The organism is Flavobacterium album (assembly GCF_003096035.1).
GTDB lineage: Bacteria > Bacteroidota > Bacteroidia > Flavobacteriales > Flavobacteriaceae > Flavobacterium > Flavobacterium album.
In genome coordinates this window covers 2,326,753-2,339,619 of record NZ_CP029186.1, presented here as the reverse complement: position 1 = coordinate 2,339,619, position 12,867 = coordinate 2,326,753, and the positions used below count along the sequence as shown (strand labels likewise).

Genomic DNA, 12,867 nt, shown 5'->3' with positions numbered 1-12,867 from the left:
AATGAAAAGTATTAATGACAGATTGAAAAGTTTCTTATTAGATATTCTCGTAAGAGAAAAAGAAACACAGGCAGAAACATGGAAACACCTGAAAATGCTGGACCTGGATTGTGACGATCTGTATATTGTCATTACGGAAACCTCATTTGCCGATGAAGCCTGGGAATTGTACCAAACCAAAAATCCGACCAAAGACAACCTGTTATATTTAATGGATGGGACATCGAAAAGCCGGGAAGCCGAAGCCTGCATGATGGAGCGTTTTGAATTGGAAAATGATGACTTGGAGTGGCTTGTTGAGAAAACCGGCCAGGATAAATTTGCCCGGCAATTACTTCTCCAAAAACCAAATAACGAACAGCTTACAACTATTATCACGCATAGCAGCCTGAAAGAGGAAGCGGCAACAGAATTATTAAAGAGGCCTCTCGACAATTATGACCTGCGGGATATTATATCTAATTCCAATCTAAAAAGAAGAGAAGCACTGGAGAGGCTGTTTCAACAAAACCCAACGAATGAAGATCTTAGCGAAATAATTTGCTATACCGACCTGGGAGATCTGGAAGAACTGGTATGGAACCAATTTTTATCACAAAACCCGGGTAATGAGGAACTACTATACTTTGTGAAAGACTATTCAGGACGGGGCAGGAAGAAAAAAGAGGCTGCGGCATTGCTGATAGAACGCGACCCTGATGCAGATGCATTAGCCGAGCTTATTGTTGCGGATCAGTTTACTGATATCGCGTTAGCAAAATTGAGGGAACTAAAGCCTGATCCCGAAGAATTGGAATTTGTAATCCGTCTCAAAAAAAGAGGGATGAACGAAATAGCAGCGTTGTGTTTGTCGTTGAACCCAAACAAAGAACAATTGTTTGAGATTCTTGCAAACAGTGATAAAAAAACAGAAGCCGCCTTACAACTCATTCAGCTGCCATTGGAACTGCATGAATTGGCAGACCTGATCGTATACACAAGTATAGAGCCTGTCCTTGAATTGATAAGTAAGCGTGTGCAGTTTGACCGCAGCCAGGTAAATGAAGAGGAGTTACTACAGGTAATCACTCAAAAAATCCTTAAAAACCCGGAATTGTTAGATGTCGATCATTGGCACAACGGAGAAAAACACTGTTTGGGAGGCTGGGCAATTACTTTAAATGAAGCATCCCAAAAAATAGAACAAGAATTTGGCTCCGAAATTGCTGCCGGCCTTTTGCTGCCCAATTACACCCACCTGTTTTTTTCAGATAAGAAAACGGTTCTGGAGGCATTAAAAAAGAAATCAATAGCATAGTTGAACGCATAAGTCTGGTTAACTGATATACTCAAGTCCCCACTTGTATAATTCATTAATTATAGGTTCTAATTGCGCACCTTTAGTAGTTAAAGTGTATTCTACTGTGGGTGGAACAGTTGCATAAACATTCCTGACAACAATCCCGTTAGTCTCCATATTTTTTAATTCCTTTACTAACATCCGGGTATTGATCCCGGGTATCAGCCGCTCCAATTCACTAAAACGCTTTGTTCCGGGGAATAGGGCATAAATGATAGACATAGACCATTTCCCCCCGATTACACCCAGAATTTCCTGAAGTGCGCACCTGTCTTCATTTTTTTTTATTTTTTTTTCAATCATATATACCTTGATATTGTTTAATCCTTTACTCTGTGTCAATACTGTACATAAGTGTAACTGCTTTCAAAAGTAAAGTATTGTGTTTTACTTTGCAACTCATTTCAAAAAAAATAATAATGGATACAACTTTTAAAGGCCAGGTTGCCTTAGTAACGGGCGGAACAAAAGGGATTGGTAAAGCAATTGCAGATACATTAAGCAGTAAAGGCGCCATGGTATTAGTCACTGCACGCACCGCTCCTGAAGAAATAATAGAAAACCAGCATTTCATCGCCTCTGACCTCACTAAACCGGAAAGTGCTGAGGGTATCGCCAAAGAAATACTTGATAAATATGGCAGGATAGATACCATCGTAAATAATGCAGGTGCAAACCTGGGCCCTGGCGGCGGCTTTAGTACACTGTCAGACGAGGACTGGTATAATGACTGGGAATTGAATTTCCTGTCGGTCGTACGAATCAACAAGGCATTGTTACCGGCAATGATCGAACAGAAAAGCGGTGTAATCATTAATATTTCTACAGGAGCAGCTAGGCAGCCTATATGGGATATGACAATGTCGTATTCATCTGCCAAGGCGGCGCTAAATGTGTACAGTAAGGCATTGGCAAACGAATTAGGCCCTAAGGGTATCCGGGTAAATATTGTATCGCCCGGTGTGGTTAAAACACCGCTGATGCTTGAGTTTATCGAAAACATCGCCAAAACATCGAATAGCACCACAGACGATGCATTTAAAGTAATTATGGATAAAGTAAACGTCCCTTTAGGCAGGATGGCTGAATCGGAAGAAATTGCTAAACTGGTGGCATTTCTCGCATCACCAGACGCGAAATATATTACAGGCAGCAATTATTTTATAGATGGCGGCGCTTCACCAACGGTCTAATCACATGATCTCAGTCTGAATTATGAAAAAGCGACATTTGACTTCAATGTCGCTTTTTGTTTTTATTTTCTTTTGTTACGAATTAGTACAGCGCCTGCAATTATGTCAAATATTTTACTATCTTTGCACCCGCAAACACGGTCGCGTAGCTCAGCTGGATAGAGCACCTGCCTTCTAAGCAGGCGGTCACAGGTTCGAATCCTGTCGCGATCACTTGACCGACATCAGAATTATTAATGATTTGATGTCGGTTTTTTTATTCCCTAACGTACTGTCTGAAAGAAAGATATACTTCGCGATAGTATTCATTTCATCAGTTCGAACTTCTTTTCATCAAATATAATTTTTTAGAATATATCGAACTGGAAATCTTTCTTTTATCTGCATATTACCCTGCTTATAGAGCAAAAGTTCGGGTACATATTATTCAGATAACGTACATTTATACTATTAAATTAATTAAATATGAGAAAAGAATGGAGAGAATATCATTCCGAGAATGGTGAAGTATGGGAAATATTTGCTGATAGCAATGATCGTGAAAAAACAGAAGATTTAATTTCAAAATCGGGAAATAGTGCTGTCATTCGAAAATACATGAAAACATTAGATTATGTACAGGTAACAATCATTCCCTGCGCGAGAATAACAGATGACATAAAAAAAAGAGAAGGTAAAGAAAAATATTTTCGTCTGAAAATTAACCTGCTAAATGATGATGATTGGTTTGGATTATCAAGAGATTTTTTTGATAAAGAAGAAATATCAAAATTAGCCAATATGTTTATCGGATTGACCCAAAAACAAGCTGAAAGAATATGGAATGCAAAAAAATTAGGGAATCTTAATACGAATAGAGTAGATTTATAAGCATATCCGGATTATAATCAGAAATAGTGACTGACAACAAATCTAAATCTATATTCTAAAATAAAAGTAAAAACGAGCTGATGCAAAGATAATATTAGAAGCAGCATTAGATAGTAATAACCCTTTTGACAATATTTGGTAGATTAAAATTTATAATTAATACCGGTCCATAATGCAAAGCACATCCTTTTTTCCATCTTTTCCCTATCTTTATGTTCCAAAACCGCAATAGCGGCAAACTGAATTCTAATACCTCATACACATTATGAACACAACACAAGCTAAGGCCTTTGGTACCGAAAATACTACTGCGCCCTTAAAACAAATGACCATTGACAGAAGGCAACCTACTGCCAAAGACATTGAGATCGATATCCTATACTGCGGGGTGTGCCACTCCGACCTGCATACAGCCCGCAACGATTGGGGCGGATCGGTTTACCCTGTTGTTCCCGGCCACGAAATTGTAGGAAAGGTAACCGCTGTCGGCAGCGATGTCAGCAGGTTTAAAGCAGGCGACCTGGTGGCGGTAGGCTGCATGGTAGACTCCTGTAAGCATTGCTCCAGCTGCGACCAGGGCCTGGAACAGTATTGCCTTAATGGGTTTACCGGCACGTATAATGGCAACGACAAACATCTCGGGATCCAGACTTTTGGAGGCTATTCTGAAAAAGTAGTAGTTGATGAAAGTTTTGTACTCAGCGTGCCCGCAAATCTTGACCCTGCCGCTGCCGCTCCCCTATTATGTGCCGGTATCACAACCTGGTCGCCATTACGCCACTGGAACGTTGGCGAAGGCAGCAAAGTTGCTGTTGTAGGACTTGGCGGGCTTGGGCATATGGCCATAAAGCTGGCAAAAGCGCTTGGGGCACACGTTACCCTGTTTTCAAGGTCGCCGGAAAAAACACAGGATGCTTTAGACCTTGGGGCACATGAAGTAGTTATCTCTACCGATAAAGACGAAATGGCGAAAGTAACCGGCAAATTCGACCTTATTATCGATACTGTGCCTTATGTACACGACCTCAACCACTACATCCCGACACTGAGCATAAGCGGGACAATTGTAGTAGTAGGCTATCTTGGGCCACTCGAGCCGATGCTGAACACTGTACCGATGATCCTAGGAAGGAAATCAGTTGCTGGGTCCGTGATCGGCGGTATTGCCGAAACCCAGGAAATGCTCGACTTCTGCGGTAAGCATAACATCGTTTCAGAAATAGAAGTGATAAAGATGCAGGACATCAACGAAGCCTATGAGCGTATGCTGAAAAGCGATGTACGTTACCGTTTCGTAATCGATATGGCTTCGCTTAAAGCATAGCTTCGCCATTGCTGTAAACAAATAACCCACTCGTCATTGAGTGGGTTTTCTGTATAAACAAATGTATATTATTTCTTTACCAGCTTGTGCTTTTCGATTCCCGCACCGGTCTTTACCATAAGGATATACACGCCGGTACTTAAATTTTCAACATTTAAGCTTTCCGTAGCTTTAGAAGACAACAGCTCACGGCCCTGAAGGTTGAATACCTTTACTTCTTTAATAGTAATGCCATTGGCAGCATTGAGGTTAAGTACGTTGCTCACCGGGTTAGGATAAATTGCAATATGGTTAGCAATGCTTTCGCCAAGACCCATAGTTTCCATTACTTCAGTAGTAGCGAAATTGGTTACAATAGGCAGGTTGTAATCAAAAAATATCTCTGCATTTCCTGTTATGATATCGCCGACAGCTACGGTTGAAACAGGTTTGATCTTATAAGCGATAAAACCATGGCTGCCCGGCTCATCAGCCGACTCGTTAGGAAGGTTGATGTTATTGAAAATAAACTCAACAGTGTTATCATCCTTTAGCTTTAATATATAAGGATGGCTTGAGCTTACGGGCCTTAAGGTAGTCCAGTCTACATTTTCAGGAAGATTGTCCTTTATACGCACGGTTATGGCGCTGGCTGTGCCTGTATTCTGGAACCTGATGATATAATCCAGGTAGCCCCCCGCCTGCTCCAGGGATATCTCATCGCCCTGCAGCACCTGCTTATCGTTAGGATCGAAAGAATTCACTACAGTCTGGGCAAGTGCAAAGGTATTATCAGCAAGAGTAAAGTCTCCACTATCCGGTGTAACTGTTGCAGTAAAATGAGCAACTTCTCCCCCATTCACGGTTGGCGGTGCAAGGGTGTTCATGGTAATGTTTATAACCCTGCTTTCAAAAGGCTGTAGATTGGTTAAATCAAATGCCAGTTGCCCTGCGGTTGCAGATGTTGCCGCCGGAACAGCGCTTGTGAACGATTGTATCGCATTATCATAAGCCAGGCTTACAGATGCATTAGCAACAGTTTGCGTACCAATGTTTTGTGCGATCAGTTGGTATTGGGATGAGAAGCCGGGACGTGGAGCACCGCCTATTGGCAAGAGTGTAATATTTAAATCCTGTACAGATTGATTGGCAGTTAAGCAAAAGTTTACTTCTTCTTCTTCTCCCCCAAAACCTGTAAAAGCAATGGTTTGCTGTTGAGGGGATACTGTATAATAATCAGGAACATTTAGAAGCGTTGTGGTATATGTGTTATCCATTACCAACGTCTCATAATGTCCTGCAATATCTGTTGAAGATAGATAATCAAAATTCCCGTCATAAGCGCTGACTAAAAATAATTGCGCAGGTAATCCGGTATCGCAGCCACTACCGTCCTGATCGAAATGCACGGAGCCGGAAATAGTATTGCCCTCGCACCCATCACCTAGTGCATCACTATAAATGTACCAATCCAATGAATCGATCAAATAATTTCGAACTCCGGAGTCGCAATAATGTAACCCATAACCACTTAAAGATCCATCTTCTATGCCACTTTGGGCAAATGCAAGTAAAAGTGCGTCATAATTATCTACGTCAAGGCCAGAATAATTAATAAACTTTTCGAAGTCACCTACACTGCTAAAATCCCAAGATGAAAGATCTTGATTGAAAATCAATGCATTAGAAAACATATTAGTCATATCTTCAACTGCAGAAACATCCCAACTATTGAGTGGCTGGTTAAATACACTTGCATGGGCAAACATACGAATCATGTATTGCACATTTGATACATTCCAGTTATTTAATGGTTGATTAAATGATGTTGCTCCATAGAACATTTCTGCCATATCCGTAACATTAGATACGTCCCAATTATCCAATGGTTGATTGAAAGAATCTGCATAATTAAACATCTTATCCATTGATATAACATTCGATACATCCCAGTCATTTAAAGGCTGATTGAACGAGGAAGCTTCGGAAAACATCCCAAGCATAGATGTAACATTTGATACATCCCAATTATTTAACGGCTTATTAAAGGTCGATAAAGAAAACATCCCTGACATATCAGTAACATTTGAAACATCCCAACTGTTTAATGGTTGGTTATACCCCGAACTGCAAAACATATTTGCCATATTTGTAACATTTGACACATCCCAATTATCAATTGATTGGTTAAGGGCATTACAGTGGATAAACATTCTGGCGCAATCTGTCACTTGGGAAAGATCTGGTACATCTGTTGCATTAATTGTTACATGGGTACAAGTATTAAACATATCTGCCATACTAGTCCAGTGTGTATCTCCCCATTGTTCTACACTTTTTAATTTAATAGTATTATAATAAGAATAAAAAGAAATTTTATTAAAATTACCGGACATCGTTACCGTGTAAGTTCCAAAATCATTATAAGTATGAGATACAGAATCAGTTTGGTTGGTGAGTACAACTCCATCGCCAAAATCTATAGTGTAATTTACATTTTCACCTGGCCAGACCATAATTTCAATAGTTTTATTGGAGTCGACTGATAATATCTGCCAAGTAGTAATAAACGGCGCCTGCCCATAAGCCACGCTAAAAAACACAAAAGCAAAAAACAAGTATAATTTTCTCATAATAAGTCGGTTTTGACGGCGCAAGATAGTGTTTTATTTAACACATAATTAGTCATCATTTTCCGAACACAAAAAGATAATATTACGCCGTCTCGCTGTTGTATTTATTCCTGTATTCCAAAGGCGATATTCCCGTCACTTTCCGGAATACCTCGCGGAATGCCTTCATATCCGAATAGCCAACATCATACATTACCTCATTGATGGTTTTGCAGGTAGTCTCGAAGGCGCGCTTGGCAGACTCCATTTTTAGGCGTTGCAGGTATTCCAGGGGTGTGTTGCCCGTAGCCTTGATGAAACGCCTGTCGAAATGCCGCCGTACCACCGAAAACCGTGAAGACAGTTGCTCCACCGATATTTTCTCTTGGAAATTCTCCTCCATATACACCTGCGCTTCGGCTACCATAGCATCACCGTGCTCCTTCTGCCCTTTGAAGATAATGAACTCTGACTGGCTATTCCTGTCCATCCCGATCTGGAACACTTTGGAACAAAAAATAGCTGTCTGCCTGTCGAAATACTTCTCAACCAAATAGACCATAAGGTTCAGGAACGAATAGGCCCCGCCATTAGTATAAATGCCATTTTCGTCGGTAATCAGCTTATCGGCCTGAAGCTTTACCTTAGGGAACCGACTCCTGAAATTATCTGCCGCCAGCCAGTGCGTGGAGCAGCTTTTGCCATCAAGCAATCCCGCTGAAGCTAAGAGGTAGGCTCCTGTGCACACACTCGCTATCTCAGCACCACTTTTATATTGCCGGGCTATCCAGTCGATAATTTCAGCATTATCCTGCACAGCCTGGTCATAATTATGATTAAGCGAGGGTATAATAACAAGGTCGGTTTTGCTGATCGAACTTATATGGCAATGCGGCTTTACACTGAACAGCCCTCCAAAAAAACCAACCTCACCTGAAATACCTGCCAGCTGTATCTTAAATTGTGCCGTGCCGCCATTGGCTGCCCAATATTCATAGGCCCTTGTGAGTATTTTATAGGCTCCGACGATGCTGCTGAGATTGTTCGGGCCATCGGGTACGAGTATGGTAATATATTTCATAACGAAGTGTTTAGCGGCAAAGATAAAAATCTATATTGTCCAAATCAACCCGTCATAAAGTCTATTTTACACCTCATTCAGGTCGTTTTCAGACGCTACCTTTGCTTTAAACAAATGCGATATGAAAACAAAACTATATGCGCTATTCCTATTAGCTATGCTACCTTCATTGGGCAGTGAAGCCGCTATCTTAACTAAAAATCATACTATAACAAAACCCAATACTATGGAATCACAGGACTTTACAACTACATTTTTAACCGACAAAACGCCGCAACAGGTATTCGATGCCATAAACAACGTACAAGCCTGGTGGGCAGAAGATCTTACGGGAAACTCTACTAAATTGAATGACGAATTTACCGTGCGCTTCTTTACCGATGTGCATGTTTCAACCCAAAAGCTTACGGAAGTTATCCCGAACAAAAGAGTCGTTTGGCTGGTTACCGACAGCAAGCTCAACTTCCTGAAAGACAAAAGTGAATGGACAGGTACACGTATCATTTTTGACATTGCAGAAAAGAATGGCAAAACAGAATTACGTTTTACGCATGAGGGGCTTCAGCCGCAGATAGAATGCTACAAGGATTGTACGAACGGATGGTCGCAATTTCTGGACCACAGCCTTATCCCGCTGATCGAAACAGGCAAGGGCAATCCAAAAATATTAGAAAAAGAAGTGGCTCAAAAAGCCGGAGAAGGGAAAAGCTATACTACATCATTCACTGTAGACAAAAGCTCTGCAGAGGTCTTTAAAGCCGTTACCAATGTGCGCGGCTGGTGGTCGGAGCAGGTAGAAGGCGGCACGGAAAAGCAGGGCGACGAATTTACCTACCAATACAAAGATGTACATATCTCTAAAATGAAGCTGGAAGAAGTGATTTTAAATAAAAAGGTGGTTTGGCGTGTGCTTAATAACCACTTCAGCTTTATTAATGATGATAGCGAATGGGTGGGCAACAGGATCATTTTCGAAATAACGGAAAAGAACGGAAAGACCGAACTCCGGTTTACCCATGAGGGCCTTGTTCCTGATTACGAATGCTACAAGGTTTGTTTTGATGCATGGACAAGCTACATCCGGGGCAGCCTGCACAACCTCATCACGACAGGAAAAGGCCAGCCCAATACCCGCGAGGAAGGCCTTAGTACAGAGCTGATTGAAAAATGGGGATTACCAAAAAAATAATGCCCGGAAAGCCGGGCATTACATAGTTATGAATTTTTAGCTGCGATCATGATATGCGGGCTGATGCATAGCAACTCCGGGTGACTCTCGGTAAGCTTTACCAGTTCCAGCAGCAGTTCCCTTTTTTGCGGCGTGACCCAGCTTGCAAAAAAATCATTGTCCAGCCACACTATGCCTTCAACGGCAAATAGTCCGATCGGCTTAAACCCTGCAGCCCTGCATTCTTCCTGTAAGGATGAAGGCTTGTGGAAATAAGCCATAGCCAGCATACCGGGGAATCTTTCCGGCGGATAGTGGCAGCCATCCGAAAGCTCCTGCCTGCACATCCTGAAAATATCAGGGTCGTGCAGCATGCCGTTTTGCAATGCTGCCAAAACAGAGGCAGCGTAAGTAATGGCAAAACCCAACACTATGCCGCCGGGTTTCAATATCCTTTTTGCTTCGCGAAGCGCTGCAAGGCGCTCTTCTTCCTCCTGCAGGTGGTAGAGAGGCCCGTGCAGGATGGCTATATCAACACTATCCGCCGCTAAAGGCAGCTGCCTGGCTTCGCCCAATATGCACCGGAACGGGTGTTTTGTACCCGACCTTTTTTCGGCCTGCTGTATGTGCCTGGCAACGGGGTCAATAAGGGTAACATGGTGCCCCAGGCCGGCAAGCCAACAGGCATAATGCCCGGGGCCTCCGCCAATATCGGCAATACTGCTTCCGGGATGTGGGAGGTAACGGCTGATAAGGTCTTTATTCCTTTCAAATTCGAGCGGACCGAGTCCGCTTTGAAGCCTTGATGCTTCTGAGGTTTGTGTATAGAAAGCTTCTATTTCAGGGTCTATGGAATACATTTTGTTTCATTAAAAATTATACATAAAAGTGCAGGCGGGCTTTAAATGCCTGCCATCATGTAATGTTCGCGGACATTACCTTAGTATATATTTTTATAAAACAATTGTAATAAGGCAAATATAAACACATTTTGCTGTATTCCCTTTCAACAAACCGGATTTGAGAAATAATTGTTCCGTGTTAATATTTTGTGATAAAATATACAACTCAAACATTTGCGTAATTTTTGTAGTAAACCATTATATTTTATATATTTTAGCCATTACATAAAACATAAATGAACAATTATTCTAAAATCCCCCTATGAAATCGTATTCATTACAGGAAATTAATAAGCTGCTGGAAGGAGAGGTCGTCGGCATGACGAACGACACTATCACTTCGCCGCAGCAGGTAGAGCTGGCTCAAAACGGACAAATAACATTTATCGGCAATAAAAAGTATGAGAAGCTGTGGGAAACATCCAAAGCTTCGGTTGCTGTTGTAAATGAAGACATAAGCATTGAACCGGGCGAAGGCAGGGCGTTTATCAAGGTAAAGAACGCTGACCTTGCTATGTCTAAAGTTCTGGAGCTTTTCAACCCTCCCCCGCCACGGTTTGATGAGGCGATACACCCCACAGCGGTCATCCATCCTACAGCGACCATTGGCGAAGGTACAAAGGTCGGTGCCGGATGCTATATAGGCCCTAATGTACAGATAGCCGAAAATGTAACTATGTACCCTAATGCTACTATACTTGACGATTGTACTATCGGTAAAAACACCGTGATATGGTCGGGCGTAGTGGTACGCGAAAGGTGCCATGTAGGCGCTTATTGTACGCTTCACCCGAATGCTGCTATAGGCGCGGACGGTTTTGGCTTTACTCCCTGTGCACAGCGCGGGCTGGTAAAGATCCCGCAAATAGGCAATGTAGTCCTCGGCAATGGGGTTGAGATCGGCGCCAACTCGTGTGTGGACCGTGGCAAATTCAGTTCCACAATACTGGGCGACGGCTGTAAGATCGACAACCTGGTACAGATTGGCCATAACAGCATTTTGGGTAAATTCTGTATTATGGCTGGAAACAGCGGGCTTGCGGGTTCCGTTACGCTTGGCGACGGCGTAGTAATTGGCGGAAGCGCATCTATAAAAGACCACACCACTATAGGTTCGGGGGCTATAATCGGCGCAGGCTCCGGCGTTGCGGCCGATGTGCCTGCCGGTAAGACCATGCTTGGCTATCCTGCCGTTGAAGCGCGTAATGCGCTTAAGCAATGGGCGGTACTGAAAAGGCTGGCTGAGAATAAGTAATTTTATATAAAACCTACATTGAGATTTCTCCTTCGTCGAAATGGAACAGCGTTCTTCCATTTCGACGAAGGAGAAATCTCTTTTTTATATAAGCTATTGTTATTTCAAACTACTTACCGCATTGATAAAATAAGGCGAATCGTTCCATTGTATCCTGCGGTATTTCTTGCCTTCTTTCAACGAAGCCGGAAGCACTTCCCAAATGGCTTCTTTCATTTTTTCGAGTAGCAGTTTGCGGATGAAGTTATCCGATACCACCAGGCTTATCTCCCTTGACGGGGCAGGCTCCTTAAAACGTTTGTAATGGGCATCGGCATCATGGGCCAGTGAAAGCTCGGGCACAATGGCAAAGCCCAAACCTGCACGCACCATATTCTTTAGCGTTTCTACCGAGCTTATGTCATAATTAAACTGCTCACCCATAAACTCATTGCCTTTATTGATGCCGCAAATGTCGAGCAGCTGCGCATTAAAGCAATACTCCTGCCGCAGCAGCAAAAGGTTTTGGGTATCGCCCGGCTTTATTTCGTAAAATGCATTGTCTCCCATGGCGTGTCCCTCATTCAGGAAAGCTACAAACGGCTCATTAAAAACCACGTGTTCCCTGAGCAGCAGATGGCCTGTAGGCGTGGCCATAAGGGCAACATCTATAGCGCCTGTAAGTACGCTTTCTATGAGCTGGCTGGTGTTCATTTCTTTTATAATGAAATGCATCTTAGGTGCCCTGGTGCGTACCTCCTTCATAAACTGCGGTATAAGGTAGGGCGACAGTGTACTGATGACACCCAGCGTTACCGTACCTTCAAGATCATCCTTCTGCCCTATCACAAAATCACGGATACCATCAACTTCGTGCAATGTCTTTCTCGCACGGATGATAATTTCCCTGCCTGCGAGAGTTGGCTTTAAGGGTACTTTATCCCTGTCGAAAATTTTAATGCCAAGTTCTTCTTCAAGGTTTTTCAATTGTATGGTAAGCCCCGGCTGGGTGACCATGCATACCTCAGCGGCTTTCGCAAAATGCCTGTGCTCGTCGAGTGCGATTATATACCGTAATTGCTGGAGTGTCATGATTATAAAAATTATTAATAAAGATATAAAATTATTAATTTGATTTCATAACAATGCTGCCGTAAATTTGTCC

At 42.5% G+C, this 12,867-nt stretch carries 11 protein-coding genes and 1 tRNA gene; 7 read left to right on the top strand and 5 right to left on the bottom strand.

All coding sequences use genetic code 11. From position 1 onward, the window contains the following. Window position 1 precedes the first annotated feature (1 nt). Complete coding sequence (locus tag HYN59_RS10435) at window positions 2-1,297, top strand: hypothetical protein (RefSeq protein WP_108778208.1); 1,296 nt, start codon at window positions 2-4, stop codon at window positions 1,295-1,297. 18 nt (window positions 1,298-1,315) lie between these two features. On the opposite strand, the gene HYN59_RS10430 is transcribed toward HYN59_RS10435, so the two are convergent. Continuing rightward, complete coding sequence (locus HYN59_RS10430; protein ID WP_108779707.1) at window positions 1,316-1,642, bottom strand: winged helix-turn-helix transcriptional regulator; 327 nt, start codon at window positions 1,640-1,642, stop codon at window positions 1,316-1,318. 116 nt (window positions 1,643-1,758) lie between these two features. Between HYN59_RS10430 and HYN59_RS10425 the strand changes: the two genes are divergently transcribed. The 4 genes from HYN59_RS10425 (at window position 1,759) to HYN59_RS10410 (ending at window position 4,726) form a co-directional block, all read left to right on the top strand. After that, window positions 1,759-2,532, top strand: coding sequence for an SDR family oxidoreductase (locus HYN59_RS10425; RefSeq protein ID WP_108778207.1), 774 nt, complete (start codon window positions 1,759-1,761; stop codon window positions 2,530-2,532). A gap of 139 nt (window positions 2,533-2,671) precedes the next feature. Next, window positions 2,672-2,745, top strand: a tRNA-Arg gene (locus tag HYN59_RS10420). 252 nt (window positions 2,746-2,997) lie between these two features. Next, window positions 2,998-3,402, top strand: a complete 405-nt coding sequence (locus HYN59_RS10415; RefSeq protein WP_108778206.1) for a hypothetical protein — start codon at window positions 2,998-3,000, stop codon at window positions 3,400-3,402. Window positions 3,403-3,667: 265 nt separating this feature from the next. Continuing rightward, a complete protein-coding gene (locus HYN59_RS10410; RefSeq protein WP_108778205.1) occupies window positions 3,668-4,726 on the top strand; it encodes an NAD(P)-dependent alcohol dehydrogenase in 1,059 nt (352 codons plus the stop codon). Window positions 4,727-4,794: 68 nt separating this feature from the next. Here the strand turns inward: HYN59_RS10410 and HYN59_RS10405 are convergent, their stop codons facing one another. Then, complete coding sequence (locus HYN59_RS10405) at window positions 4,795-7,338, bottom strand: BspA family leucine-rich repeat surface protein (RefSeq protein ID WP_108778204.1); 2,544 nt, start codon at window positions 7,336-7,338, stop codon at window positions 4,795-4,797. An 82-nt stretch (window positions 7,339-7,420) separates the two neighbouring features. Further along, entirely contained in the window at window positions 7,421-8,398 is a 978-nt protein-coding gene (locus HYN59_RS10400; RefSeq protein WP_108778203.1) for a GlxA family transcriptional regulator, read from the bottom strand. A 121-nt stretch (window positions 8,399-8,519) separates the two neighbouring features. Between HYN59_RS10400 and HYN59_RS18275 the strand changes: the two genes are divergently transcribed. Continuing rightward, complete coding sequence (locus HYN59_RS18275; protein WP_245895529.1) at window positions 8,520-9,587, top strand: SRPBCC family protein; 1,068 nt, start codon at window positions 8,520-8,522, stop codon at window positions 9,585-9,587. A 26-nt stretch (window positions 9,588-9,613) separates the two neighbouring features. On the opposite strand, the gene HYN59_RS10385 is transcribed toward HYN59_RS18275, so the two are convergent. Next, a complete protein-coding gene (locus tag HYN59_RS10385) occupies window positions 9,614-10,426 on the bottom strand; it encodes a class I SAM-dependent methyltransferase (protein WP_108778202.1) in 813 nt (270 codons plus the stop codon). Between the two features lie 304 nt (window positions 10,427-10,730). Between HYN59_RS10385 and lpxD the strand changes: the two genes are divergently transcribed. Then, window positions 10,731-11,723, top strand: coding sequence for a UDP-3-O-(3-hydroxymyristoyl)glucosamine N-acyltransferase (lpxD, locus tag HYN59_RS10380; RefSeq protein ID WP_108778201.1), 993 nt, complete (start codon window positions 10,731-10,733; stop codon window positions 11,721-11,723). 99 nt (window positions 11,724-11,822) lie between these two features. Here lpxD and HYN59_RS10375 read toward each other — a convergent pair whose 3' ends face one another. Then, complete coding sequence (locus tag HYN59_RS10375) at window positions 11,823-12,794, bottom strand: hydrogen peroxide-inducible genes activator (protein WP_108778200.1); 972 nt, start codon at window positions 12,792-12,794, stop codon at window positions 11,823-11,825. Window positions 12,795-12,867 lie beyond the last annotated feature (73 nt).